35 protein-coding genes, 2 tRNA genes and 1 pseudogene are annotated in these 26,079 nt (G+C 40.6%); 31 read left to right on the forward strand and 7 right to left on the reverse strand.

Annotated elements, in window-relative coordinates:
- Window positions 1–143: 143 nt before the first annotated feature.
- Window positions 144–527, reverse strand: a complete 384-nt coding sequence (locus KKB09_03885; GenBank protein MBU4300336.1) for a DUF1616 domain-containing protein — start codon at window positions 525–527, stop codon at window positions 144–146.
- A gap of 41 nt (window positions 528–568) precedes the next feature.
- Window positions 569–1,015, reverse strand: coding sequence for an NUDIX hydrolase (locus tag KKB09_03890; GenBank protein MBU4300337.1), 447 nt, complete (start codon window positions 1,013–1,015; stop codon window positions 569–571).
- A gap of 272 nt (window positions 1,016–1,287) precedes the next feature.
- Between KKB09_03890 and KKB09_03895 the strand changes: the two genes are divergently transcribed.
- The 13 genes from KKB09_03895 to KKB09_03955 all read left to right on the forward strand — a co-directional run bounded on the left by KKB09_03895 (window position 1,288) and on the right by KKB09_03955 (window position 8,058).
- The gene (locus KKB09_03895) at window positions 1,288–1,866 is read left to right on the forward strand and encodes a 30S ribosomal protein S13 (protein ID MBU4300338.1); all 579 of its coding nucleotides are present in this window, start codon (window positions 1,288–1,290) and stop codon (window positions 1,864–1,866) included.
- 16 nt (window positions 1,867–1,882) lie between these two features.
- Complete coding sequence (locus KKB09_03900) at window positions 1,883–2,512, forward strand: 30S ribosomal protein S4 (protein ID MBU4300339.1); 630 nt, start codon at window positions 1,883–1,885, stop codon at window positions 2,510–2,512.
- A gap of 89 nt (window positions 2,513–2,601) precedes the next feature.
- Window positions 2,602–3,108 (forward strand): 30S ribosomal protein S11, encoded by a 507-nt coding sequence (locus KKB09_03905; protein MBU4300340.1) that lies wholly within the window; start codon window positions 2,602–2,604, stop codon window positions 3,106–3,108.
- 17 nt (window positions 3,109–3,125) lie between these two features.
- Window positions 3,126–3,911 (forward strand): DNA-directed RNA polymerase subunit D, encoded by a 786-nt coding sequence (locus KKB09_03910; GenBank protein ID MBU4300341.1) that lies wholly within the window; start codon window positions 3,126–3,128, stop codon window positions 3,909–3,911.
- A gap of 12 nt (window positions 3,912–3,923) precedes the next feature.
- Window positions 3,924–4,154: transfer RNA gene (locus tag KKB09_03915), tRNA-Leu, on the forward strand.
- Window positions 4,155–4,187: 33 nt separating this feature from the next.
- Window positions 4,188–4,550 carry a 50S ribosomal protein L18e gene (locus KKB09_03920; protein MBU4300342.1) on the forward strand — a complete coding sequence of 121 codons (363 nt, stop codon included), beginning with the start codon at window positions 4,188–4,190 and terminating at the stop codon, window positions 4,548–4,550.
- Window positions 4,551–4,582: 32 nt separating this feature from the next.
- On the forward strand, window positions 4,583–4,861 hold the full coding sequence (locus tag KKB09_03925; protein ID MBU4300343.1) for a hypothetical protein: 279 nt from the start codon (window positions 4,583–4,585) through the stop codon (window positions 4,859–4,861).
- A gap of 31 nt (window positions 4,862–4,892) precedes the next feature.
- The gene (locus KKB09_03930; protein ID MBU4300344.1) at window positions 4,893–5,297 is read left to right on the forward strand and encodes a 50S ribosomal protein L13; all 405 of its coding nucleotides are present in this window, start codon (window positions 4,893–4,895) and stop codon (window positions 5,295–5,297) included.
- A 2-nt stretch (window positions 5,298–5,299) separates the two neighbouring features.
- The gene (locus tag KKB09_03935) at window positions 5,300–5,704 is read left to right on the forward strand and encodes a 30S ribosomal protein S9 (GenBank protein ID MBU4300345.1); all 405 of its coding nucleotides are present in this window, start codon (window positions 5,300–5,302) and stop codon (window positions 5,702–5,704) included.
- A 25-nt stretch (window positions 5,705–5,729) separates the two neighbouring features.
- Complete coding sequence (locus KKB09_03940; GenBank protein MBU4300346.1) at window positions 5,730–6,359, forward strand: hypothetical protein; 630 nt, start codon at window positions 5,730–5,732, stop codon at window positions 6,357–6,359.
- A gap of 15 nt (window positions 6,360–6,374) precedes the next feature.
- Window positions 6,375–6,668, forward strand: a complete 294-nt coding sequence (locus tag KKB09_03945) for a DNA-directed RNA polymerase subunit N (GenBank protein MBU4300347.1) — start codon at window positions 6,375–6,377, stop codon at window positions 6,666–6,668.
- 52 nt (window positions 6,669–6,720) lie between these two features.
- A tRNA-Glu gene (locus tag KKB09_03950) sits at window positions 6,721–6,795 on the forward strand.
- A gap of 60 nt (window positions 6,796–6,855) precedes the next feature.
- Entirely contained in the window at window positions 6,856–8,058 is a 1,203-nt protein-coding gene (locus KKB09_03955) for a tyrosine-type recombinase/integrase (protein MBU4300348.1), read from the forward strand.
- Between the two features lie 3 nt (window positions 8,059–8,061).
- On the opposite strand, the gene KKB09_03960 is transcribed toward KKB09_03955, so the two are convergent.
- Window positions 8,062–8,727, reverse strand: coding sequence for a hypothetical protein (locus KKB09_03960; protein ID MBU4300349.1), 666 nt, complete (start codon window positions 8,725–8,727; stop codon window positions 8,062–8,064).
- 312 nt (window positions 8,728–9,039) lie between these two features.
- On the opposite strand from KKB09_03960, the gene KKB09_03965 reads away from it, so the two are divergent.
- The 8 genes from KKB09_03965 to KKB09_04000 all read left to right on the forward strand — a co-directional run bounded on the left by KKB09_03965 (window position 9,040) and on the right by KKB09_04000 (window position 14,059).
- On the forward strand, window positions 9,040–9,354 hold the full coding sequence (locus KKB09_03965) for a hypothetical protein (protein ID MBU4300350.1): 315 nt from the start codon (window positions 9,040–9,042) through the stop codon (window positions 9,352–9,354).
- Window positions 9,351–10,037, forward strand: a complete 687-nt coding sequence (locus KKB09_03970) for a hypothetical protein (GenBank protein ID MBU4300351.1) — start codon at window positions 9,351–9,353, stop codon at window positions 10,035–10,037. Before KKB09_03965 ends, KKB09_03970 begins: the two co-directional genes overlap by 4 nt.
- Entirely contained in the window at window positions 10,034–11,896 is a 1,863-nt protein-coding gene (locus KKB09_03975; GenBank protein ID MBU4300352.1) for a hypothetical protein, read from the forward strand. The genes KKB09_03970 and KKB09_03975 overlap by 4 nt, the downstream gene beginning before the upstream one ends.
- A gap of 4 nt (window positions 11,897–11,900) precedes the next feature.
- Entirely contained in the window at window positions 11,901–12,098 is a 198-nt protein-coding gene (locus KKB09_03980; protein ID MBU4300353.1) for a hypothetical protein, read from the forward strand.
- A gap of 263 nt (window positions 12,099–12,361) precedes the next feature.
- Window positions 12,362–12,652, forward strand: coding sequence for a hypothetical protein (locus tag KKB09_03985; protein MBU4300354.1), 291 nt, complete (start codon window positions 12,362–12,364; stop codon window positions 12,650–12,652).
- Window positions 12,653–12,748: 96 nt separating this feature from the next.
- Complete coding sequence (locus tag KKB09_03990; GenBank protein ID MBU4300355.1) at window positions 12,749–12,982, forward strand: hypothetical protein; 234 nt, start codon at window positions 12,749–12,751, stop codon at window positions 12,980–12,982.
- Between the two features lie 4 nt (window positions 12,983–12,986).
- Window positions 12,987–13,472, forward strand: coding sequence for a hypothetical protein (locus KKB09_03995; protein ID MBU4300356.1), 486 nt, complete (start codon window positions 12,987–12,989; stop codon window positions 13,470–13,472).
- Between the two features lie 335 nt (window positions 13,473–13,807).
- Window positions 13,808–14,059 carry a hypothetical protein gene (locus KKB09_04000; protein MBU4300357.1) on the forward strand — a complete coding sequence of 84 codons (252 nt, stop codon included), beginning with the start codon at window positions 13,808–13,810 and terminating at the stop codon, window positions 14,057–14,059.
- Between the two features lie 360 nt (window positions 14,060–14,419).
- Here the strand turns inward: KKB09_04000 and KKB09_04005 are convergent.
- Window positions 14,420–14,509, reverse strand: a pseudogene (locus tag KKB09_04005) (IS200/IS605 family transposase).
- Between the two features lie 65 nt (window positions 14,510–14,574).
- The gene (locus tag KKB09_04010) at window positions 14,575–16,878 is read right to left on the reverse strand and encodes a DEAD/DEAH box helicase (GenBank protein MBU4300358.1); all 2,304 of its coding nucleotides are present in this window, start codon (window positions 16,876–16,878) and stop codon (window positions 14,575–14,577) included.
- 103 nt (window positions 16,879–16,981) lie between these two features.
- On the opposite strand from KKB09_04010, the gene KKB09_04015 reads away from it, so the two are divergent.
- From KKB09_04015 to KKB09_04055, 9 genes are all read left to right on the forward strand, one after another.
- Window positions 16,982–18,157 carry an AI-2E family transporter gene (locus KKB09_04015; protein MBU4300359.1) on the forward strand — a complete coding sequence of 392 codons (1,176 nt, stop codon included), beginning with the start codon at window positions 16,982–16,984 and terminating at the stop codon, window positions 18,155–18,157.
- Between the two features lie 146 nt (window positions 18,158–18,303).
- Window positions 18,304–18,840 (forward strand): HAD family hydrolase, encoded by a 537-nt coding sequence (locus KKB09_04020; protein MBU4300360.1) that lies wholly within the window; start codon window positions 18,304–18,306, stop codon window positions 18,838–18,840.
- A gap of 226 nt (window positions 18,841–19,066) precedes the next feature.
- Window positions 19,067–19,666, forward strand: coding sequence for a hypothetical protein (locus KKB09_04025; GenBank protein MBU4300361.1), 600 nt, complete (start codon window positions 19,067–19,069; stop codon window positions 19,664–19,666).
- Window positions 19,667–19,681: 15 nt separating this feature from the next.
- Window positions 19,682–20,074 carry a hypothetical protein gene (locus tag KKB09_04030; GenBank protein ID MBU4300362.1) on the forward strand — a complete coding sequence of 131 codons (393 nt, stop codon included), beginning with the start codon at window positions 19,682–19,684 and terminating at the stop codon, window positions 20,072–20,074.
- 46 nt (window positions 20,075–20,120) lie between these two features.
- Window positions 20,121–20,600, forward strand: a complete 480-nt coding sequence (locus tag KKB09_04035) for a GNAT family N-acetyltransferase (protein ID MBU4300363.1) — start codon at window positions 20,121–20,123, stop codon at window positions 20,598–20,600.
- Window positions 20,601–20,955: 355 nt separating this feature from the next.
- Window positions 20,956–22,365: an MBL fold metallo-hydrolase gene (locus KKB09_04040; protein ID MBU4300364.1), complete on the forward strand. Its 1,410-nt coding sequence runs from the start codon at window positions 20,956–20,958 to the stop codon at window positions 22,363–22,365.
- Window positions 22,362–23,027 carry a TIGR02253 family HAD-type hydrolase gene (locus KKB09_04045; protein MBU4300365.1) on the forward strand — a complete coding sequence of 222 codons (666 nt, stop codon included), beginning with the start codon at window positions 22,362–22,364 and terminating at the stop codon, window positions 23,025–23,027. Before KKB09_04040 ends, KKB09_04045 begins: the two co-directional genes overlap by 4 nt.
- Window positions 23,028–23,114: 87 nt before the next feature.
- Window positions 23,115–23,447, forward strand: coding sequence for a DUF4258 domain-containing protein (locus KKB09_04050; GenBank protein MBU4300366.1), 333 nt, complete (start codon window positions 23,115–23,117; stop codon window positions 23,445–23,447).
- The gene (locus KKB09_04055) at window positions 23,426–23,779 is read left to right on the forward strand and encodes a DUF2283 domain-containing protein (protein ID MBU4300367.1); all 354 of its coding nucleotides are present in this window, start codon (window positions 23,426–23,428) and stop codon (window positions 23,777–23,779) included. Before KKB09_04050 ends, KKB09_04055 begins: the two co-directional genes overlap by 22 nt.
- Before the next feature lie 165 nt (window positions 23,780–23,944).
- On the opposite strand, the gene KKB09_04060 is transcribed toward KKB09_04055, so the two are convergent.
- Complete coding sequence (locus KKB09_04060; protein MBU4300368.1) at window positions 23,945–24,607, reverse strand: acylphosphatase; 663 nt, start codon at window positions 24,605–24,607, stop codon at window positions 23,945–23,947.
- Between the two features lie 281 nt (window positions 24,608–24,888).
- Between KKB09_04060 and KKB09_04065 the strand changes: the two genes are divergently transcribed.
- On the forward strand, window positions 24,889–25,068 hold the full coding sequence (locus KKB09_04065) for a hypothetical protein (protein MBU4300369.1): 180 nt from the start codon (window positions 24,889–24,891) through the stop codon (window positions 25,066–25,068).
- Window positions 25,069–25,223: 155 nt separating this feature from the next.
- Here the strand turns inward: KKB09_04065 and KKB09_04070 are convergent.
- On the reverse strand, window positions 25,224–26,079 hold an 856-nt coding region (locus tag KKB09_04070; GenBank protein MBU4300370.1), incomplete at its 5' end, for a restriction endonuclease subunit S.

The following is a 26,079-nucleotide window of genomic DNA, read 5'->3' on the forward strand; positions in this document are numbered from 1 at the left end:
CGGATTTTTGGAATCTTTGAGCTAATTTGGAAAATATTTTTTGACGACTCAAGTTATTCGGCCAAAAAAATATTTTTGACTTGATTTTTGGTGATAAAAAGCATCAAAACGTGCCATTATCACGGAAATTTTACTGAGACCCGTTAAATCGTTGTCCAGAAATGAATCTCTTCAGTCGTATTCAAGAGAACCCCGACCTTATTGATTTGCGATGCGTTTACGGCAATTGATTTTTCCAAAGTCGTATTGCCTCCGTCACCAACAAAAACCAATTCATTTGAAATTGTCGCATTGTCGACAAGATAAGCGACATCATAAGTCATGCCGCGATTTTCGTGGTTTTCTATGGTGTAATTAAAAGAAACAATTCCGCCAACCGGTTTTTTTGTATAATTTCCGAAATAGACTGCTGTGAAATCTTCGGAAGGTTTTGGATAGAACAATATAAGCCCTGCAACAATCAATATCCCGATAACAGACGCGATGATAATTGCATTCAAAACGCTATCGTCTTCTGTTTCTTCCATATCAGGTAACTTGTTACCGCGTATTTAAAAAGTTTGTTAAATCAAAGCCTGCCCGAATATCTGCGTAGGCATTCCGGAAATCCTGAATGAAGCAATAGCGGAATTTCGCGGGCCATATATTCGATTTCGCCTAATGGGAAAAAGCCGACTTCATCAAACTTATGCGGCTCGCCATTTCTGACTTTGTCTCTATCAACAAGCACACGATAATCGTGCAATATCCAATGCATTTTTTCTCCATTTTCTTCCCTGCAGGCATACCGACATCCCAAAAATTCAAAAGAAATAATGGGCACGCAATACTCTTCCAAAACTCCGCGGCGTAATGTTTGTTCTATAGTTTCTCCGGGTTCTGCCGCTTCGCCGCCGCAATCCCACTTGCTATTTTCATCCCTGCAATTAGCCCTATAGTTTAATACATAATTTCCTTTGCCATCATTGCAGAAAAGAACGGCAGCCACCTGTATTTGCTCAACACCAAAAACCATAAAGTGAATTCAAAAAAATAATATTTAAAGCCGTCTCTCGCCGCTGCCTTTATAAATCTATCGCGCCAATATAGATAAGTTCCAAACCATTAACCAAATGCATTAGGTTTGGAAGCTTGAAAATCCTTGATTTTCATGATTCCACCGCACACTCAAGAACTGCGGTTCCGCATATGCTGATAATGGTTAATGTATGCGGGCAAAAATCAGCGCAAAAATTCCTTAATGGAAGCTGCGAATTCTGATTTAATACTAGTCAACAAATGATTCCTATGGATCCAAAAAAAGAGGCAAAAAAAGTCGATAAAGGCGCACAGGCGGCCGGAGACAAGGCTATCAAAAAAGAAAAATCCGGAAAGCCGGATGCAAAGCGCGAGGCAAAACAGATTATAAGAATCATGTCCACAGACCTTGACGGCGCGAAGAAAATCAAGACTACTCTATGCAATATCCGAGGAATAAGCTATAATTTTTCACACGCAGTGCTTTACGCCGCAAAAATTGACGGCGAACGCAAGCTCGGCGACCTTGATGAAAAGGACATCGAAACAATCGAAGCAATTGTCAAAGACCCGGTAAAATTCGGAATTCCCGGATGGATGCTCAATCACCAGTTCATGTACAAGACCGGAGAGACAAAACACCTCATGGGCGCTGATTTAATGGTGACTCTAAGAGATGAGATTAACCGGCTCAAGAAAATACGCTCATATAGGGGTGTGCGCCACGAAATGAACCTGCCGGTGCGCGGACAGAGAACAAGAACTGCCGGAAGAAAGGGCGTTAAAATCGGCGTAACAAAAAAGAGAGAAGAGAAATCAAAAACTATCTCAAACGATAAGAAAAAGTAAATAATGGGTAATGATTATGGGCGATCCAAAAAAGATGAAAAAGCACTATGAGAGTCCGAAAAGGCCATGGGAAAAGACGCGATTCGAAAAGGAGCGAAAAATAGTAACGGATTACGGAATCAGGCGCAAAAAAGAAATACGAAGATTTGAAACAATTATCAGAGACTTGAGAAGGCGTACAAGATCACTTATCGCAACAAAGGATGAAAAGGAATCAAAACTAATTATCGAAAAAGTGTTAAAAATGGGCCTTCTTGCAAAGGCAAATCCTGCTCTTGAAGATATTCTGAGTATAGAATTAAACAACATACTTGAGCGAAGGCTTCAAACTTTGGTTGTAAAAAAAGGCTTCGCAAACACAATAAAACAGTCGCGCCAGTTCATAACGCACGGCCACATCACGCTCAACGGCCAGAAAATAATTTCGCCAAACTACATAGTCACCATTGCAGAAGAAGCTGCAATAATGTTCCGCCCGACATCATCGCTAAATTCGACATTCGAGCGCGCAGAAAGGCGCGAAGAGCGGGAAGTCCGCGAAGCGCAGGAAAAAAAGGCGCGGGAAATCGTTGATAAAAAAGAAGTGCAATTAGAAGAAATAGCTGATGAGGAAGAGATAAAGGAAGTTAAAAGCGAAACAGTATGAGATGATATTTATCTTGAAAATTCTTACAAATTTTCAAGCTTTCGAATCCAATAAATATGAAGAATGATTCAAAATTGAGATGATTCAAAATGGCAGAAATTCAAACAGAAAAAGCGGCAGAACCGGAAGCACAAGCTCCAAAAGAGGCTCCAAAGCCGGAAATAAAAGTTCAAAAAATCGAGCCGGCAAGCCCTCCGGCGAAACTGAAAAAGCTTTCAAAATGGGGTGTTGCAAATATATACAGCAGCGGCAATAATACCATTATCCATATTACCGATATGAGCGGAGCTGAAACAATCGCAAGAGTCAGCGCAGGAATGATGACTGATAAAGGCAGATTGAAAGGCACTGCATACCCGGCAATGCAGGCCGGAAGAAAAGCTGCTGAAGAGGCGCGAGAAAAAGGCCTTTATGGCGTTCATGTTAAAGTAAGAGCTCCTGGCGGGCACAACACAAAGACTCCGGGCCAGGGAGCGCAGCCTTCAATTCGGGCACTTATCCAGGGCGGAATGAGAATCGGTAAAATAGAAGATATCACTCCGATTCCGCACGACACAACAAGAAAACCTGGCGGGCGGCGCGGCAGAAGAGTATAATGAGTTTTGGTGGTTTATTGAAAATCAAATTGCTTGAAAAGGGCGATAAGTCGATAAGATTCGAGATAAAGGACACGACACCGGCGTTTGTAAACGCACTTAGAAGATCAATCAGCAATGTCAAAATAATGGCCGTTGACTATGTTGAGGTAAAAAAGAATACATCCACAATGTACAATGAAACAATTGCGCACCGCCTTGGATTGATTCCGCTTACTTTCGAGCCAGGATCATATGTTGAAACCAAAAACTGCAAATGCGAGGGCGTCGGGTGCGATAAATGCAGTGTAAAACTTGCGCTTAAAGTAATCGGTCCGGCAAACGTTTATGCTTCAAACATTGCATCAACTGATGAAACAGTGAAGCCTGCAGATAAAAACATACTAATAACAAAGCTTATCGAAGACCAGGAAATCGACTTCGAAGCAACTGTTAAGCTTGGAAACGCTAAACAACATGCAAGATGGCAGGCAGCAATAGCAGGATACCAATACTTTCCAAAAGTCAAGATGAACGACGGCTGCGATTTGTGCGGCGTCTGCATAAAAAAATGCCAGAAAAAACTGCTTGAAGAAGTAAAGGGCGGGAAAAAAGTAGAGCTTAATGAACCCTACAAATGCGATCTCTGCAACAACTGCGCAAAATCATGCCCGAAAAGCGTACTCGCGATTGAAGGCGACCCAACGAAAATAATCATGACCGTTGAAAGCGTTTCAGGATTATCCCCTAAAGAAATAATTACTCAAGCCGCAGAAAATTTGAAAGAGCAACTGGGCGAATTAAGGGAAAAGCTTAAAGATTAAGATCATAATCTTGCAGGGGTACCCAAGCTGGTCAAAGGGGCAGGACTCAGATTACTCATATAATAATCTGGTGCTAAACTTAAGGTCATAAAACCTCTTCGCAAAAAGCAGGTTTTAAGCTTTCAAGGCTAACGCTTTGAAAATATCGCTATATGTAATGAGCGATCCTGTAGGCGAAGGCCTTTCGTGGGTTCAAATTCAGTTTAATGTTTTCATTGGCTGAGGGATATCCCATCCCCTGCATTGATATTTCAAAATAGTAACTAGATGATATTTATGAAACCAACAGGGCCTACAAATCCGATTACGCGCAAATTGATTGTTGCGCTAGAAAAGCAGTCCAAGAAAGAGAAATCAGCAATATGGGCTGACGTAGCGGACAGAATCGGAAAATCAACGCGCAGAATCCCTGCAGTAAATCTTGAAAAGCTTCAGAAATACTGCGAAAAAGGCGACACAGTAGTTATTCCTGGAAAGCTCCTTGCACAGGGCGCGCTTACAAAAGCAATAACAATCGGCGCTTTCAAGGCATCCGCAGCAGGAAAGAAAAAGGTTGAAGCAGCAGGCGGAAAGGTCATGACAATAACAGAGCTGATGAAAAGAAATACAAAAGGAAGTAATATAAGGATTATGGGTTAATCTTTATAATGGCACATCGCAGGCAATACCTAATGTATGTGGATGCAGTCTCGCGGGAGATAATTAAAGGCAAAAGATGGACAACGGAACTTGCGGCTATGCTTTCGCGCAGGTTCGGAATACGGAAAAAAACAGCATATAAAATCCTACGCAGCATATATGCAGAAAACATCAGCGAAATCGAGCGGCGCCGCATCGGAAAAAACGGAATGAAGGTCAGCCCGCTCACACTTGTCTGGCGCGGAAAAACAGATCTAATGAAAAAATACCTCAACGGACAGACAACAGTAAAGATGTTCACAAGACAATAAATTATAAAAATAAACAAAGGAAGGAAAATATATGATAATTGATGCAACAGATACTATCTTAGGAAGAATGGCTTCCATTGTAGCGAAAAAAGCGCTGCAGGGCGAAGAAATCACAATAATAAACGCAGAAAAGGCTGTGATTTCAGGATCCCATGAAAGCGTTTTCATGAAGTACAAGTTCAAAAATGATGTCGGAGACCAGATAAAAGGGCCTTTTATGTCAAGAATGTCGGACAGGCTCGTACGGCGCGTAATCAGAGGCATGCTGCCGTGGCATTCATCGCGCGGAAGAGCAGCGTTCAAAAAAATTCATGTTTTCATCGGCAACCCGGAAAACGTAAAAGGCGCCGAAAAGCTGAAAGAAATCTCAAGTTCAGCATTAAAAAATCTCAGGTACGTACATATTGAAGAGATAAGCAAGCATCTTGGTGCATAATTATGAAGACTGTAAATACTGTCGGAAAACGAAAAACAGCAATCGCGCGCGCAACATTGAGAGATGGGAAAGGAAAAGTCACAATCAATGGCGCGCCTCTTAAATTTTACGCTCCTGAAATCGCAAGGCTTAAAATCGAGGAAGCAATAATACTTTCGGCGCCGCTTTCACAGAAAATCGATATTGCTGTTGAAGTCGTGGGCGGCGGAGTTTTCGGCCAGGCCGACGCCGCAAGGCAGGCAATAGCAAGAGGGCTAGTCCAGTTTTCCGAAAGCGCGGAGCTGAAACAGAAATACCTTGCTTACGACAGGAATTTGCTTATTTACGATTCAAGGCGCACCGAGGTCCGAAAACCTTCAAGATCGAGCCAGGGCGCGCGCAGAACAAGGCAGTTGAGCAAGAGATAAACTGCTCTTCATAGTAATGACTGAGTTGTTGTATTTAAAAGATGCATATCTTAGCGAAGTATGGGTAAATGTCCTCGCTATAGAGGGGAAGAAAGTATTGACCGAAAAAACAATATTTTCTCCAAAAACGCATGAGCAGATTGGCGATATCGGCCTTTTTGACGGCATACCTCTTTTGGGCGTGCTGAAACAAGGCGAAGAAATATGGCACATGCTTGATAGAAAGCCCAGATTAAATATCGGCGAACAAGCCCTGCTTAAGCTAAACTGGAAAAAGAGATACCAAACACTTCGGCTTCACACAGCGCTTCATATGCTTGCACAGATATTCAAGCGCGAATTCAAAAAATACGCGGACATACTAACTATTGATGAAACTGGCGCACATCTGGAATTCAATGAAGAAATAGATGTAATGACGATAAATAAGGTACTTATGCTCGCAAATGAAATGATACTCAAAGGCTCTGAACTCGAGCCTTTTATCGACGAGCTCACAGGAAAAAAAGCGATAAATATCGGTTATCTTCCGAAATTCGAATGCGACGGGCTTTTTGTCAAAGACATAAAAGAGATTGGCGCAATATCGTTTTCAGGTGAGGATTTCAAATCAGGAAAATTTATAATAACTATAAACGTTGAATCAGTAAAATAATATAATGGTGTCCATATGTTAATACCTATACGATGCATGTCTTGCGGAAAAGTTGTGGCTGACAAATGGGAAGCTTACAATAAAGAAGTCGCTTCAGGCAAAGCGCCGAAAAAAGCCCTTGACGAACTTGAAATAAAAAGATACTGCTGCAGGTCTTTGTTTTTGACACAGGTTGACATGATTGACAACATAACGCTTTTCAAGTCAAGGACAATCCCTACAAAAGAAGATATAAATATAGAAAACATAATAGGCAAACACCTTGAGCATGTTGAAAACAGCGCGAATCCTTATAAGAAAGAAGAATAAATAATCGCAGTGTTCTTAATTTTTTAAATAAGCCAATATCTGATTCTGCACTGCTCCCATAGTCTAGTCCGGTCAAGGACACTGGCCTTTCAAGCCGGTAACAGGGGTTCGAATCCCCTTGGGAGCACTTGATATTACTTCTAATCTCTACAGTCCTATAAAAGGGATGAAAATGTAGGGGTTAAGTATGGATGCAGATATAAGAGAGCAATTATTTGATTTAAATAAACAGATTGCGCAAACAGAAAACACCATTAAAAAATCTTGCATGCTTGGATCAAATAAACAAATATTAGAAGGGTTTGAAAAATTCTTATACTCTCGAGGCCTGAGTATCCTTCGAATCGTAAAGTATCTTAGAACGAGCAAGACCATAGCAGAAATATATGATAAACCATTCTCAGAATATACGAAAAATGATTGCGATACTGTTATGATGCGTTTGCGGCAGTCACCGAAGAAATACAAACCAAACACGATAAACGACTTTATTGGTGGGCTTCGGATGCTGTTTAAGTATATTGACGGCGCAGACGGAAAGGCTCAAAGCCCGAGAACTGCGCATTTAATAAAAAAGGCAACACAAAACAAACTTCGGAAAGAAGACCTCATAAGCGAATCGGAACTTTTAAAAATTATCTCTGCCATGCCGAGCAAACAATATCAATGTATTATTTCTTTGTTATATGAAAGCGGAGCGCGACCATCAGAAATAAGAGCGATACAACAAAAAGACATTTCTCAAATAGAGAACGGGTATAAACTAAACATTTCTGGCAAAACAGGGCAAAGAACTATATTCTCGGTATCATCCGCGCCACTTTTGCGCGAAATAATCAACAACAACCCATATAAAGAGGCTCAAACGCCGTTATTCTATGCGCTTGAGGATGGAAAGCCGCGCTTTTGCCAACACAAAGCATGGGAAAGCATGTTCGGGAAAGTCACGTTTAAAGTGCTTGGTAGAAAACTTAATTTATATCGATTGAGGCATAGCAGAGCAACAACACTTATCGAGCGCGGTTTTAATACATCCATCGTTAAATCAGTTCTCGGACATTCGCGCGGAAGCAACACTTTAGAAAAAACCTATTTGCATCTTAATGACGGGGATTTATTAGATGCGTATTGCACCGCAGCAGGACATGAAAACAAAGAGAAAAAACCTATAAAAAATATATTTCAGGCCAAAGTATGCCGATGCGGCAATACCATGAGCGCGCATCAAATACTCTGCGAAAAATGCGGAACGCCGGATAAGAACGCAGAACTCTTTAAAAACGAAAAAAACGAACTCTATGAGCGCATGCTTGCGGCATTTCTTGCAATAAAGGAAACGCCCGGACTTGCAGCCGATATTGAAAAGAGATTGACGGCGCAGAAGAAGTGAGCTTTATTCTTTAAAATATTTCCAATCTTTAGGATGGTTAATTATTGACTGGGATATTTTTGAAAAATAAGCGGATAATTTAAAGGCGAACATGGAATCGAACAGAAGAAATATGTGCGAAGTCCAGTTGCGTAATAAGTTGGCTTCTATGCTTTCTTGTTTTTCAGTAATCCCCAGGCGTTTAGCCTTTACTATTTCATCCAATATAGTGCTTGACGTAAGAATGAAAATCATGGGTGTGAGTGGGTTTGCTCGAACATTATCAACCGAGCCATTAAAAAATTCATATAACACATCGAGACTAAGGAGCTCCTCGCGAACCCATGTTTTATTTAGAAGCTCGATAAACTCATTTGAACGTAATGTTTCGAGAGTATTGCTTTTTTGTTTTTTTGAGTCATACGCTGGAAAAAAGACATCCACTAATTGCGGCAATCCCTCAAATTTAGACGAATAATTATTGCCGTCTGCCTCAAGAAGTCCATTATCAATTAGTGCCTTTATTGTTTTTTGTGCGGACTCCCGATGCAAAGGCCTTCCAGAAAGCGATGATGATGTGTACCATTTGCGTGTAATTTCTAATTTATTGCGCGGTTTATCGATACACGATAACCAAATCAGGCCAATATACCCGTCTTTCTTTAATGGTGTTAATGGTGTGTAAGTCATAGGTATGTAATACACACACGCCTTTATATACTTATGCGTTCTATATATGTGTATGTATTGCACAACAAGAAAAAACATAGGCATTTCACGAGAAGCGTTTGACCTTTTAAACAAAAGGAAACATCCCGGACAATCTTATTCAGGTTTAATCATTGAATTTTTTGGTGAATCTCATGATGCAAAAAAATAATCAAGCTGATAATTCAGCAAAGGAAAAATCCGATGCTATTAGAGAAGTAAGCGAATTGCTCCAACGCTTCGGATACTGAAAAAGAAGAAAGCGAGCGCATGGGCGCGCTCGAGGTGTTAGTTATGGGAACTTTGTTAAAAGTAAATGTGCAAGAGCCTATTAATAGGTTCGTTCAAGTAGAGCCGTATTCAGAGAGCTTTCAAGAGCGATTTATTCAACGCCGCAATTTTGATGTTAAGCATCGTATTCTCAATTTTCTCAAAAAGTCCGGCAACGGCAAGCACACAGTAACACACGGCACGTTCAGAAAGCTAATATCCCCAACCTACTACAAAACCGAGAGCAGGCAGGTCATAAAACTATTAGAAACAGAGGGGTTTTTGCGAGACAGCGGCGTATATATTTATATTTTAAATTCTGAGGTTGATGAAAAATGACAGAAAAAGAAATACGAAAAGCATTAGACGTTTTGTTTGAAGCTGGCGATGTTGTTGAACTTCGCGTAATAACAAAAGGAGGATATGGCAAAATCGATTCGGGGTTTTTTGATGACTTTGACAAGCTTGCTAAATGCGCGGCAAAATATGAAAAAATCGCAGAAGGTGTTTATGTTACGCTTAATCCCGTTATTCCTGCGCTTCTGGCACGCGCATATAATCGTGTTCAGACTGGCGCGAAGCTAACAACATCAAAAGAGCACATTCTAAAAAGAAGATGGATTCCGATAGACATAGATGCAGACCGCCCGACTGGAATTTCAAGCAGCAACGAAGAACATGAGCTTGCGATAAAGAAAGCATACGAAATCAGAGACGGCTTAAAAGCGATGGGAATGCCCGAAGGTGTCGTTGCAGATAGCGGAAACGGCGCGCATGTTCTGATTAGAATTGACTTGCAAAACACGCCGCAAGCCGAAACGAAAATCGCAAATATCCAAAAAATGATAAAAGACAAATTCGATAACACTAATGGGCTAAAACTGGATATGTTCGCCGATGCAAACCGAATATGGAAGCTTTACGGAACGTGGGCTTGTAAAGGCGATTCAATCCCTGCAAGACCGCATAGGATTTCTAAGCTATTGAGCGTTCCTGAAAACGTTAAAGGTGGTTCTGAATGAGTGATTGTGAATTTTTAACTGAAGAAATGATGAACAAGCTTGCGCCTCCGATGGCGCAAGCTCCTGTCGCACCAGAACAAAAAAACACAACCAAAAGAAACGGAAAGTTACCGACACCAACAGAACTTATGGCGCGCCATCCTGATAAATTAGTAAGAGCGAAAGAAGACGTTACAACTGATGAAATTAAAGATAATTGGCGAAGAACTGCTTTAAAATTCTGTCCTTTCAATCCAGAGCAGCATACAAAAGGTTCTGTTAATATTTTTGAAAATATAGAAACGGGTGAAGGAGGCTTTAAATGTTTTCACGCTTCGGATAAGGATAAAACATATATTGACATTGTGAAGCTTATTGAACATAAAACACGTGATATGGAAAAACTCGTAAATGATGAAGAAAACGCACCCATCCGAAACAAAGCACTTGAGATTTTAGAAAAAGGCGAGCCGGTTGAATACTTATTAAGCGCGGCGCAGAAGTTTCATATTGGCGATACAAATTTACTAAAAGGGCTTCTTTGTTCGGTTGCTTCTCAAAGCATCCTCAATTCAAAGGGTATACAGCCGAAGCTTTCAGGCCGTTCTGGAGCTGGGAAAACGCATGCGTGCCAAACCATTATCTATTTAATGCCGCTTGAGAATTACCTCGAATCTTCGCTGTCGGCAAAGGCTTTATTTTATCTCGGAATTGCACCCGGAACAACTATTTTCTCTGACGATGTGGATTTTTCCGAAGGTTTAGAAGGGGTAATAAAGCGCAGCACAACTAATTTTCAGCGCGAAACAATACATAGCACAGTCGATAAACAAGGCAAACCGAGTAAATTGGTTATTCCGGCGCGTATAAATTGGTGGCTTACTTCGGTTGATGACGAACAATCAGGACAACTGATAAACAGAGAATTCACATTTGATATTGACGAATCGAAAGAACAAGATGAAGCAGTTTGCGCAAAACAAATTCAAGATGCGGCTTTCGGGCATCCCGAATTTTATGAATCTGAGGATGTTTTGGTTTGCCGGGAAATTATCCGAGAAATTCATGCTCAAAATATGATGGTGAGAATACCTTACGCGGTTGATTTTCTTTGGTCGGACAAATCAAATAGGCGAAATTTTCCCATGTTCGTTGATATGATTCGAGCCTTTACAGTTCTGCGATCCAAACAGCGCAAAGTCGATGATACGGGTTGCCTCATAGCAAATTTAGCCGATTTTGATGATGCGCGCGCTCTTTATTGCAGCCGGGCAGAAAACCAATCTCTTAAACTCAATCAGCGCGAAATCAATATCTGTAATATGCTTTCGGCAGGTGATATGGATGCAAAGGAACTTCAAGAAAAAATGAATATGTCACAAAGTTATCTACATAAATTGATTCACGGCCGGAATGACCGGAAGGAAACCGGATTATTGCATAAAGTTCGTGGGCTTCATGCAGAACTCGAAAATACGGGTGATGAAGTTTCAAGACGAACCAGATGGGTTTATTCTCTCAAAGGTTTTAAAAAATGGGATGTTTTTAACTCGGTTGTAACTTTGCCGGATGAATCCCGAATTAAATGGGAAAAAGAATTATCCCTCTGTAAAAGTGGGGAAAAGTGGGAATATGGGCATAGTTCTTCTTCTGATAGCGAAAATCTTGGGCATAGATATGGGAATAAATCGGGCATAGAACCGATTGATAGCGAAAATCTTGGGCATACGAACGAAAATATTTCAGATGAAGAACCTTTAAAAGAAAACGACCTATGCCCAAAAATCCTTACTATGCCCGACCTATGCCCAAATAATATCAATAACAGTAAAGGAAGTATTCCCAATTTCCCCGAAAAAGAGAAACATATAGGTGATTAAAAATATGCAAAAAATCTTTGTTTCAGTTTTTAAGGGATGGCCTGAGCGCGTCTATTCGCCGGAAGATATGCGGTTTTATCCGCTTGTTGCATGCTCAAAGATAGCCTTGCCGCCGAAAATGGCAGAAATTTTAATAAATTCCGGTTTTGCCGAAGCGGTGCATCTTGCCGATAACGCTTCAAAAGTGCCGATAGAGGCTTAATTTCAAAGGTGTTTCAAATGCAAAAACTTCAAAAATGTTCTCAATGCCGGAAACATTCGGGCGTTATGTTCGAAATGTTGAGGCCTGAAAAAAGGATATTTTGCGAGGATTGCTTTAGAAAGCAGCACTCGCAACAATACCGCGAAATGAATCGCGCCGCTTAGAGATGTGATTTTTATGACAAAAAAACAGAAAAACAGAAAAAATAATATGTCGAACGCCTATAAAGAGCGCGGCTTGGAATTGAAAGCCGAGATGATACGATGAAGAAACTTGAAAAAAAGAAAAAAGAAGATTTTGAAATTGATTCTTCCGATGAAGAACCCGAATCAAGAGCCTTTAAAACCGATGTTTATGAAATTCCGACAGCAACCGATTTCTATTTGTCGAGCATCCCGAAGAAAGCCGCATGTAGCCTAAAGTTTCAAATAGGCCGGATGCACATCAAAAAAACTATTTTCGAGCTTGAAACTGCTTTGAGCGAGCAGCGGCGCGTAGAAGGATTATTTGCAAAATTCAGAAAGTCCGGCTTGCATCGTTGCGAACTTGGTTAATTTTTACAGACATTAAAAAAGGCTTATAGCACACCATAAATAAGGCGTTAATCCCTACTGCAAACAAACGCCAAACCTTACAAATGGTGACTATTCATGCTTGAGCCCACATTAAAACGCCAAACATACGAAAAACGCACTTTCTACGAACTCAGAAATGCAATACAGGCGCAACTAAAAACGCGCCCTATGACATGCCATGAATTGACGAAAGGCATACCTAAGGCGCGGCATCAAACAATTAAAGAGCATCTTTTGCACTTGCAGGCGCTCGGCGTTCTAAATTCTTTCATGCTTGAAGGTAAGAATTATTATCGATTGACGAGATGATTTTATGACAAACATAGACGAAAAAACAGAATTGGAAAACGCGAGACTGCTAAAAAGCGAGATAACCAATGAGGTTAATCGCTGGCTTAATCCCGAAACATATCTTGAGGGAACTTTGCCGACAACATACCACACTTCAGAAGTCGACAGATGCCGCTTAGAATTTGTCATGCGATTGCATTACATCTTAAGTATGTCGAAAGAATCAAACTTTAAAGAACTGATAAAAAGGCAGACAGGAAACCTTAAATCTCAAAATAGGATTAGTGAACAAACTGCAAAGTGGCTCAAAAAGATGTACAACCCTAATGAAGTCGGAAAAGACAGAACTTATTTATGTCTTGGCTCGGCGTGTGGTCATTCAGCGAGTGCGGTGATGCGCGCCCTGCAATTAACAGATGACGAGATGAGACGATTCGAGGCGCGAGAACGTGCGAGGGATGACATCAGACACCATAGAACACCCAAGCCCGAAGATATATGCGCGTGAGTGCAGAACGTAGAAACGTTTATTTTTCAAGTTTTTGCCCACAATATATAATATCGAAATAGTCCGAAACTCCGAAAAAGAAGTATAGAGAGAGAAAATGTATAAATGTTTTTTGCCGATACATCACGGCCATATATGTAATAGATTAATTGAATTTAGAAAATAAGAGATTGTTTCAAACCAACGCGCCATATATACAGATTCAAAGGTGTTTATGTGACAAAGACGAGAACTTTATTGTTGAAGAGGCTATTTGTAGTAGGTTATCTTATCTTTGCAGTCCTATTGGGTGTTATCGCCTATAGATTGGTGTTTGTTTGATTGGATGGTAGCCTATGGTTTCCAAACGCAAGCTAAAAGAGATGCTGATGATTGCTCGGCGCATGGGCAACACGCGAGAGATGCGCCGGATAGAAAAGCTTTCAATATATGCGAGCGAGGATTGTTCGGATGATGATGTGTTTCTTCGTCAGTCCATTATGGATGATTCTTTTATTCATCGAGAACATATTGAAAAGAAAAAGACGAAACGATTAAGAAAGCTAAATCCCAACATATCTTTTGTCACTCAAAAAACTGCTATTTAGTGAAAAGAGAATAAAAGAAAATCGCTATACTGCGACCATACATAAAAAGTATATAAATCTGCGAATTCTTAATAAATGTAGAGAGATTAGAACATATCAAGACTTCTCCTTGGGAGCATATTTTAAGGAATTACAATCCCTGTCGAACACTACATAATTCAAAAGTATTTAAACATTTTTAATGTTCTCGGTTTTTTCGTTGTTTTTTATTGAAGTGAAAGGATATATTTTAAGAACAAATAGAGTTGCTCTCATTTGAGCCAAAACATCCCGCAAAAAAGCGAAAAATCGCCAAAAAGAACGTATTTATATATTTAATCACATAATAGTAGTATCTGATGATTTATGAAGAACTATTCAATCAAGCAACATACTCTTTCTGTATTTGATGCATAAAACCATATAATAACGGATTTTGTAGACACAATGGCTTGCATGATTCAGTTCCATGTGAATTGTTTAACTGTTATGCTCATGGCTTTTACCCAACCGCAGCAAGCTGCGGGGTAGCAGTATTATAAAATATGTTCCCGTTCCACCAATCCCTTAATCCTCTTCGCTTTTTCCTCGCCGATGCCTTCAACTTTCTGCAAGCTTTCTTCGCTCGCATTGACAATACGCTTGATTGTCCTAAATCTAGAAAGAAGCCGCTTTGCAAGCGCAATATTTATTGAAGGAAATCCCGAAATAATGACTTCCTGCTCCTCATTTTCTGACATCGCATGCTTGACGCCTTTGTGCTGGACACTGCGGTCTAAATTGAGCTGCTCGCGCTTTGCAAGCCCTGCAATCACTTCAGCAGTTTCCTGTATTGACTTTGTCCAGATTATCGGAATGCGAAAATCAATTGTGATTGAATTAAGCGCTCCCTTAATCGCATTCTGATGAATATTTCTTGTGCTGTAAAGATTCTCGCCCTCAATCACAAGCACAGGCCTTGAGAAATTCGCCGAAAGCTCCTTGAGTTGCGTAAAAAGCCTGCCGTCAATTATTGACTCAAGAAAATCAGGAACTGTCTTTCGCTCGATACAGACTCTATCAGAAATCAAAAAATCTCCGACTTCAAGCTGCTTGGTCACGATTTCAACGTCCATATCAACAAGCTCTTTCAATAATTTTGTTTCGCGGATATCTGTAAAAATGATCGCTTTATCTTCTTTTTTCGGCGTGGATAATGCGTTTGGCAGCAATAAATTAGAAGTTACTGCCGCACCTGCAAAAGCGCCAAGCGACATCTGCCCCCCAGCTTGTTCGTCATCAGAAATCTCAATCCCTTCGCTTTTTTCTGCAACGCCCTTATCATTCTTTACATCAATTCCGCCCGCCTCTTTCATTCCCGCAAGGACTGAGCGCATTTTCTTCTCTCTGCTTTTTGCCACCCAGGTATAAGCTTGATCCATAGTGCCTTTTGCTATTAAAACGTAAACCTCGCCAGCCTTCATCCTGCCGGTTCTTCCGCGGCGCTGGATATTCCTTATTTCTGAAGGCACTGCTTCGTAGAAAACAATCAAATCAACCTGCGGAATGTCCAAGCCCTCCTCCCCAATTGAGGTAGATACAAGCGTGTTATACATCCCATCTCTGAAGTTCTGCAAAGTCTCGAGCTGTTTTTTCTGTGTATTGCCGTTTCTCTGACCGATGAATTTCACGGGCTTTATCTTATCAGATGCGATTTTGTCGATTATCTTTTCAACAGTGCTCACATACTGGGAAAATATTATAGCTTTTTTGTCAGGAGAATTCGCAAGCTTTTCTTCAATAAGCTCTTTCAGCGCCTCAAGCTTTGGATGCTCAAGATTCTGGTCTTTGGCCCAGTCAAGAATCTGCATTGCAGTTTTAAAATCATCGTCAGCAAGAATCGATTGGACTGATTTTGTTTTTGTATCTGCGCGAATTTTAGCCACATACTCGCGAAGCTGGCCAAGCCCCTGCGTCTGCAGAAGCTCGATGCAGTAGTTGAGTTTTATTGCGGCGGAGCATGCTGAAATCGCCTGATAAAGAACAGGATCATGCGTCTCCTGAGCTTTGCGCATTATTTCGCCCTGCGCCGCAAGAAGGATTCCTTTCCCGGGCCGCTTGCCATAAACAAGGTGTAGTTTTCGAAGATGCTCAATGCGCTTTTCAAACGCCGCCTCAAGCCGGTTTTTTATTCTTGCAAAATCCTCGGGCAAATCAATCTCAAGCTTGTTAATCTTGATTTCATGGACATACTGTGAAACATCCCGGTCTGTTTCTGTACGCACCTCAACATTCTCAATAAAAAGATTTCCGCAGATGCTGCCGATTTTTTCCGCATTGCCTCCGGGCGATGCAGTAAGTCCGAGAATCAGCGGGTTTTTTGCGCGCTCAGTATATTTTCTTGCAATGAATGTGTATGCGTAGTCGCCGATGGTTCTGTGGGCTTCATCAAATACTATCAGGGAGAAATCATTCAAGTCAACAGCATCGGTAATTATGTCGTTCTGGACCACTTGCGGCGTTGCAAAAATCACTGGTGCAGATGTCCAAAGTGTTTTGCGCTCATCTGGCGAGTGTGCGCCAGTAATAACCTGGAATCCGCTTGCGATAAGGACTTTTTCAAAGCTTGTCCTATGCTGGTCAACAAGCGGCTTTGTCGGTGCAAGGATTAAGACGCGCGAGTCCTGAAAAGCCTGCAGCCGCATTGCCGCAACTCCAATCGCAATCATTGTTTTCCCTATTCCTGTCGGAAGCACAACAAGGGAGTTTTTGCGCGACGCCGAGGCTATTATTGTCTCCTGAAAGAGCCTGCGCTCTGCGACATTTTCTTTTATGAGGGGATGAGTAAGAAAATCAGACATATAATCTAAAATATAGATTAAGGTTTATATTGTGGATGGCTTGAGATTGCCGATAGATGCGCGCAGAATCAACTATAAATCCCTTCTCGCACAAAAATAATACATGGCACTGCCAGCATTACAAAAGCCGAGAAGGACCCGCGGCGTTTTCAGCCAGACTGAAAAGCTTCGAGTGGAGCGCGAGCGTAACGAGATGAAAACGTCGGACGCGGCTCCGGCGCAGGAGAAAGAAAAAACGCAAAATTCTGAACCGCGCGCGCACCCAGCAGTATTTATTCTGGCGGTGATTTCTGCACTCGTGCTCCTGTACCCGTTCATTGTACCCCTTATGCTTGCAATAATAACTTCATATGTCCTTCGCCCGATAGTAAAGCGCCTTGAAATACACACTCGCTCGTATCACCTTGCTCTCGTCCTGCTTCTAGCAATTATTGCAGTTCCTATTGCAGCATCTATTTCATACATTTTTACAAATTCCTCACTTTTTTTCAGAGACATTTCCGGAATCGGCAATATTATAAAGACATCAATTTTTGAGGTTTCTGACGCAATTGCAGCAACAGGTCTTGGAACATACGCAAACTATTTTCTCAGCGCGCAGAATATAACAGAAAAAATAACGCAGCTTGCAATAAATCTTGCCAATGAATTCATAAAAAATACTCCGATGTATTTGCTTGACTTTGTAATTTACATTTATGCATCTTATCACTTTATGCTGAGCGGGCCAAAAATAGTGCGATTCATAAAGGAATATGCTTCAACACTATCATCTGAGGATGAGCATTTTATTTCAAGCATAATGCGCGGGTTAAAAAGAAGCTTTGATGTGCTTTTCCTTTCATATATCACAATGTCGATAATAATGGCTGTTGTCTCTTTCATAGGCTACTCTATTTTCGGCGTTCCGCATGCATTTATTCTTGCGCTGCTAACGGGCCTATTTGGATTCTTACCCATTCTTGGTGTGTGGATGGTCTACGTTCCGATTGCTGCATACATGTATTATTATCTGGGCAATTCATTGGCCGCGGCGGGCGTGCTGATTTTCGGCATATCGATGCTTACAATATTCGTTCCCATTATCCTTCAGCCGTATCTTGGGGCGAAAAAATCAGGAGTGAGCGCACTCACAATACTGCTTGGATTCTTCTCAGGGCCATTGATTTTCGGCGCAAAGGGCCTCTTGCTCGGCCCGATACTATTCGTAATGATTGAAACCCTCATAGTCGAATATATGCGATACCGGATTGAAAATGCGAAAACAAGCAAAAAGTAGCCGCACAAACCCCCAAACTAAAGAATATAAGCTTTTTTTGCGCATAACACAATATCTAGACAAATGGTGACTTAAAAATGAAAATCATCTCATTCAGCTTCGCTACATTCGAAGCTTTTCATTTTTAGATAATATGGTGATAAAAAATGAAAATTCTCATAACTGATTTGGAAAACGTCCTGACGAACGATGCTGGCCTTGAAAGCGATGCTATGGATTTTCTTTCAGGCGCACATGAGAAATTCTTCATCGTGCTTCTCACAAACCTGCCTGCAAAAAATACACAAGAACGCGTAAAATCCCTCGGGATAACAGGAGTTATAGATTTTGTAATATCTGCGGCAGATTATGAAATGGCAAAACCGGATTCAAGAATGATAAATGTTCTTCTTGCAATACTTAACGCCGAAACCAAGAAATTCGGAAAAAACGACATGATTCTTATAGGTGACAAGCCCGACCGCGACATAAAGCTCGCAAACAATGCGGGCGTCCAATCCATACGCGTAAGGCGTGGAAAACATGCAGCACAAGAGCCGGAATATGCTGATGAAATCGCCAAAGTTGAGGTAAAAAGCCTTGCGGATCTCATACCTATTCTTGGAATAACTATTAAAAAAGAAGAACCGATGGGCGAAAAAAAGGCGCGAAAAAAACCGCAACACAAAAAGAGCGTAAAATAAAGAAATTGCCACGGCAATTTCTATCTTTTTCAGTCTCGAACTGAAAAATATGCAATTATTCGTCGCAAGGTCATGAAACTTTTGGGCTGGATTGTGTGAGTTTCAAGCCATTTTCAGCTTGCTGAAAAGCTTCGAGCACAAGCGAGATGATTTCAAGGTTTGCTCCGCGAGAAAGCGCGGAGCCGCACCATTGAAAGTATAAATACCTAATGGAACAATAGTACTTATGGGATTTCTTGAATCTCTTTTTGGGGATAAAAAACAAAAAGAAATTAATATGCTCAAAGTAACTGTTGAAGGAATACGAGCTCAATTTCTTAAGAGTGCCCTTGAATCTAAAAACGACATAAACCAGATAATAAATGTTCTTGCAGATCTTGACCAGGAAATTAAAGGCATTCAGGCATATTTGAGGGCAATCCGCGAATCAGAAGATGAATCAGAAGTAGATATGAATACAATAAAAAAACTAGAGACTTTTGGCTTGAGAAACGAAGAAGCGATTAACATATTGAAAAATCGCCTTGACGATATAGAAAAAACAGCGGGCGTTCTAAAGATTATGGGCCGGCTTTCTGTAAAGAATTACGACGCAATAAAATCAATGGATTCAAAAGCCAAAAAGCTTGATGCTCTTGAAAAGAACATTCTCGAACACATAAAATCGACGCCTGAAGCCGTTGTATCAAAAGATGACTATTTTGAAGAGCTGCGAAGCCTTAAAAAAAGGCTTGATATGCTGGAAAACAATGCTAGATCCCCTACGCATCCTATGGAAGAAAATATTCTTATCCGCTCTGAAAAAAAGAAGCAAAAAAAACAATGAAACTTGCGTGATCTGATGAAAGAACGCAACACAACAGGAATTTTTGGCGAAACAAAAAGAAAAGGCCAATTCTTTATACTCAGCGCAGTCATTATGTTGCTTGTACTCTATAGCATATCAAGAACACTGAATTCAAACTGGAAGACTGATGTGTCGGAAGTGCAGGGAAATGATGCTGCAGAAGCGCTTAATAATATAGCGAATGGAATCAATAGAACAATGAACTTTTCTGATCAATCTAATCTTGAAGAAAATTTATACACATTCATCCTCTCTGAAAAAGGCGCGATAGGAGATACATACTCATTGGATTATTTTTTCAACATAACTTATCCAAATGTTACTGCGAATATAACACTTTCATCAAGAACTTTCTTTGTGAATAAAGAGATGCGATTTGAGAGATGATTTTCGGTTTTGCAAACTATTTATTGACTCCTGCCAAATATAGTTTATGAATATACGAAATGCAACACGTTTAGATGTAATAGCGTGTGCTCGAATTCAAAGAGCTACAGAAAGCTCAAGAATGGAGTATTCAAGAAAAGCGGAAATGCTAACGCGAAAGTATCTTCAGAGATATTTGAGTAATGATTATTCCACGTTCTTGGTTGCAGAGGATGGTAACGAAACTATGGGCCACATAGTTTTCAGTTATGACGAATGGAACAATTCAATACATATTGACCTACTTTTTATCCGGCCGAACCGACAGAATCAAGGCATCGGCTCAAAACTTATTGATGCAGTTGTTGAAAGAGTGAAAAAGCAAGGCGCAAGAATCATATTCTTAGAAACCAATAAGATGGAAAATGATGCAATTAAGTTTTATAAGAAAAACGGATTCAGAGTTGCCGGACACATAAACGGAATGTATAATGAGGCACGAGGAGATGCGATTGTGATGAGCAAGGCATTAAATAAGAAAAATTAATTCGTTCACTTCGTTCTCGGCTTTTTATTCCAATGACGATGATAAATGATTATAAATCCCGCTGGCCGAATAAGAAATAACGCTTCCAAATTGGACAACTTATAAATATTAAATATATACAGCCTAAAAATGTATATTTTGGAGCATATATTTAAGTTATAATACAATAGCGTCATTTATCTAACTTTTTAAACATTATCATTCCCCTTCCTGCCTTTGGACCATATACATCTCGCGCCAATTCATGCTATTACTTAACCGCAGCATCGCTCCGAATAACCAACAATATCCTCATTATTGTTAATGCAAAATACCACAAAACAAGAATATAAACCACTTTAGACAATTACCACGTATGCCTTCCCTTACGTTTTACGGCGGTGTGAACGAAATAGGCGGCAACAAGATACTTCTGAAAGACTGTGATACTTCCATATTTCTTGACTTTGGCATGAGCTTTGGCAGGCGCGCCCAGTTCTTTGAGGAATTCTTAACGCCGAGAACGTCGGCAGGAATAAAGGATTATCTTGCAATGGGGCTCCTTCCGGACATAAAAGGGATTTACAGGGACGATTTACTGACGCACCTCGGAAGAAGGCCGGAGCATCCGGAAGTAGATGGAGTTCTTCTGTCTCATGCGCATGCAGACCACGCAAACTATATCTCGTTTTTGCATAAAGACATTCCCATTTACTGCGGGAATACCTGCAAAGCAATACTGGACGCAGTTGAGGAGTCCAGCCAGAGGGACATGGAAAGCGAGGTAATAAACTTCAAGAAACGGCCTCTTTTCAGGAAAAATTACAAAGACGCGCCAGAGGAGCGCAAATTCAAGCTATTTCGGACAGGCGATAAGTTCAAAATCGGCTCCCTTGAAATAGAGCCTATTCATGTGGACCATTCTGTTCCGGGAGCTTACGGATTTATCATTTGGACGAGCAACGGCCCTATCGCATATACCGGAGACTTGCGTTTGCATGGCACTCATTCTGAAATGACAATGGATTTTATGAATAAGGCAAAAGAAGCAAAGCCCATTGCAATGATAACTGAAGGAACAAGGATAAACACAGGCAAAACCGACGAATCCGAGCCAAAGGTTTTTGCGGATTCTAAAAAAGAGGTTTTGAAAACAAGAGAACTGGCAATAGCGGATTTCAATTTCAAGGATGTTGATCGCTTCAGGACGTTTTATAATATAGCCAAAGAATCCGGAAGAAAGCTTGTTATCTCGTTTCGGCATGCGTGCTTTCTTGAAAGATACCACAAGGACAAAAATCTGAATGTTCCGGATTCAAAAGATGCGAATATTATGCTCCTGAAGCCGAAGAGAATGACCGGAACATATTGTGATGAGGATTACTGCGATAATAACATCAAAGACCGGCTGAATTATCCGAACATAATCGTTGCCGAGGATATTGCAAAAAACCCTTCAAAATACCTTGTTGTCCTTAATTTCTGGTATTTCAACACATTGATAGATATGCAATCAAAAGGCACATATATCCATTCCCTTTCAGAGCCGTTCAACGAGGAAATGGAGCTGTCTTACGGGCGAATGAAAAACTGGCTGGGCTATTTCGGCCTGAACTTCTTTCAATCGCATTGCTCAGGGCATATTTGCGGCGCGGATATGAAAGAACTCATTAAAGAGATAAATGCGAAAGAATTGTTTCCTGTGCATACAGAGCATCCCGAACTGTTCAAGAAACTTTCTGATAAGGTGAATATGATTGAAGAAGGGAAGGAGTATTTTTTATGATTCGCGCGATACTATTCGATTTGGACCAGACGCTCATAGACTTCATAACTATGAAGAAGAAAGCGTCAAAGAAAGCCGCTCAGGCTATGGTGAAAGCAGGCCTTAAAATTGGCATAAAAACTGCCGGAAAAGAACTGTTTGATTTCTACCTGAAAAACGGAATTGACGGAAATACGGCATTCCAGGAATTTATCAAAAAGCATAACGGAGAGATGAACGACCGCATCCTTGCTGCTGCATTAAACGCGTATCTTGATGCAAAAAGGCATTATATAAAGCCGTATCCTGACGTTATCCCAACGCTGAAGAAGCTGAAGAAAAAAGGCATAAAACTTGCGATTGTTACTGATGCGCCTCGACTAAAAGCATACATGCGATTGGATTCTATGGGGATTACCGAATTCTTTGATGTTGTCGTTGGCTTCGAGGATACTGGAGAACAGAAACCCTCTTCTTTGCCGTTCAAAAGGGCATTAAAAGAGCTGAACGTCAAGCCGGAAGAAGCTCTGATGGTCGGCGACTGGCCGGATAAAGATGTGTTAGGCGCGCAAAAGGCCGGGATGAAAGCGTGCTGGGCGTCTTATGGCGCGGCGCGTCCGAATCCCAAGATAAAGGCAGACTACGAGATTAAGGCGTTTAGGGAATTGCTAGATTTGCTTTAATTTATGCCTGAATTGCGCTGTACGGGTTATACGTGCAAACTTCGGCATTCAACAGCGATTTATATTTTTTCATGATTGTGATTTTACATGGATAAGGAAGAGCTGGAGGAAAAACTGAAGCGGGCAGCAGTAATAAAGTTTACCGAGCACGCATTGTTTCAGATGAATCTCAGGCATATTCCAAAGACTATGATTGTCGAGTTCCTGAAAGATAAACGGCCGTTTGATTTCATAATAGAAAAAGACCCGCGAGGCAAGAAATACACTGTCGGATACCACATAAGCAATAGCCGCGACCTTTATATCACGTTAAAGTTCAAAAATGAAGGTATTTATATTATAACTGCCATAATATCCAGTAAGAAGGTTATAGATAACATAAGAAAAAGGATGGGAAAATGGACAAAAAGGCGCTTGTAAATTATGATGGTGAAGAGGATATTTTAAGTATAGTTAAATCCGATTCTATCAATAACAGCGCAAGAATTGGTGATGTTATTCTTGATTTTGACATAGATATGAGGATTGTCGGCGTTGAGATAATGAACGCAGGGGAGTTTTTTGAAGCATTTGAATTGTCAAAGGAAGATTTTAAAAGCATAAAAGAGGCAAGGCTTTCAGTGCATTATTCTTTAGATTGGGCAATTGTAAAAATAACCTTATTCTTGAACAATCGAAGCGTTCCAATTGTAAAAGATTTTAGCATTCCTTCTCTGGATGCTCAGAAGCAATTGGCTGACGTGGAAGCGTAATGTGTCTATCTATCACCCACCTACGTCGAAGCCGCGTATTATGGCATGCTGGGCTTCTTATGGCGCGGTGCGCGCGAATTCCAAGATAAAGGCAGACTACGAGATTAAGGCATTCGGAGACTTATTGGACTTCGTTTGAGCGCCATCCTATTATATTCAAAACTATTAGCCCTTCTTCTCAACAAGAACCTTTAATAGTGCTTCAATGTTTTTGTCGGTCTTTTCCATTCTCTTCTCCATAGCGCCTACAACCGAAAACATGCCTTGAGAAATTTTATCGTACTTTTCATCCATGTGCTTAAAGCTTGCCTGCGTATTCGCATCCAACTGCTTAAAGCTTGCCTGCGTATTCGCATCCAACTGCTTAAAGCTTGCCTGCGTATTCGCATCCAAACGATTGAAACTTGATTGTGTATTCGCATCCAACTGCTTAAAGCTTGCCTGCGTATTCGCATCCAAACGATTAAGATATTTAATTCCTGTAGAAAATCCCTGCGCCATCTCAGCTACAGAATCACTGTATTTTTCCTCGAAGGTTGTCTGTTTAATCGTTCCTTGCGCAAGCTGTGTTTCTTTTATATCTTCTACATCTATAAGCGGTGCTGCTTCGGGATTCTTCATATTAATAAGCTTCTTGAATTGGCTAATGGCTTCATCATTTCCCTTGCAATGAATTAGAACAGTGCCGTCTTTAATGTTCTCGGCAAACCCTGCAAGCTTTAGCTTTCTTGCGACTTTTGCAGCATATTGCCTGAAGCCGACGCTCTGAACATCGCCTGAAACAATTAATTCAACTTCCTTTACAGTTTTACCGTCTAAAGACGCCATAGATTAAAACCTCGGTACGTATACTTGCGGACACTAAAATTAGTATACTTTTTAATAAAAATAAATGTCCGCAAGTAGATATGAGAAGACATATTTTACAAATAGTTATGTCTTCGACTATATTTTGTATACTGCCAAATAATGTATCTTTTTGAGTATTAGAACTCGCGGCTTTATATACCTTTTTTATGATTAAATCCCATGAATATGGACTACAACGAAGCCAAAAAAACAGGCAATTTCTTTATATTCTCTGAACCCATTAGTCTATGTGTGAGTCTATGCAGCCGAAATTACTGAAGGAAATCGTCCAGAGTCCGAGAAAACTGCGAAAGGAAATATCCTTTCTGAAGAACAATCCAGAGCAGCGCAGGATATGCTGCGGTAATGCCGCACCCAAATATTCTGTCGTGGCGTTTGCGGTTGATGGAAATACGTGGGATGTTATTGGAGTTAAGTAAAACTGTGTGCCGAGACAAATTGTATTGAACAAGCTTTTTGCGCACGTGCGCATTCAGTTTCTTTGCGCGTCCACATCAACATATTTGCGCATATTTCAGAACGTGACATCACTGCTAAAAATCCGTGCGGCGCAATTATATGTGCGAGTTTGTCATCAACCCACCAACTCCCCGTTAAACGCCTTCTGCATAAGCGTATTGAATAGGTTTTCGATTTCCTGCTTTGATGATTTTTGACTGGCGCGCATCGCCTCGACTTTTTCAACGATTGAAGCGAATTTTTGCTGAAGTTCGATAGGTGGGGAAATAATTTCGAATAATTCTAATTCCCTAGGGCTTACTCTTGGTAGATTTGCTCCAACAGAACGATCTGTTGCTAATTGAATATAATACGGTTGTTTTAGAATATACGCGATAAAATACTTGTTAGATTTTTCTTTAATGGGTCTAATTGGTACAATATCGGTACTACAAATTCCTTCAAAATCAGGCAACGCTATTTTGTTTAGATAGGGTCTTAATTTTCCATACAAAACACAATCTTCATCGAAAGAGAATTTGTTGCTTTTTAAATCGCCGGCAGAAACAGATATAATCTTTATTATTCTTCCCGATTCTGATTCCAAATGCTCCAATCCAACATATTTATCTCCTTTCTTGATTTTATCAGAAGTAATAGAATTTCTTTCAATAAGTGCCACATCATTAAGTTTTACAATGGGGAACTTTTTACTATTACTAACAGGATCCCCAAACATCTCCATAAAAACCGCCTGCAAAAACTTGCTTGTGAGTTCGTCGGATTCGGTACGCATCTGCTTAGTTTGCTCTGCGCGTTCGAGGATTGAAACGATTTTTTGCTGAGTTGAGAGTGGTGGGAGAGGGATTTTAATATGTTGATAGTTAGATAAATAATACCTTTTATGTGTGGTGGAATCAACATTTATTGTTTGCATCAGCCAGAAAACAAACTTTAAATCAATATCTTTAGTTTTGGGAGTTAACAATTTC

Source organism: Nanoarchaeota archaeon (assembly GCA_018897155.1).
Classification (GTDB): domain Archaea; phylum EX4484-52; class EX4484-52; order EX4484-52; family LFW-46; genus LFW-46.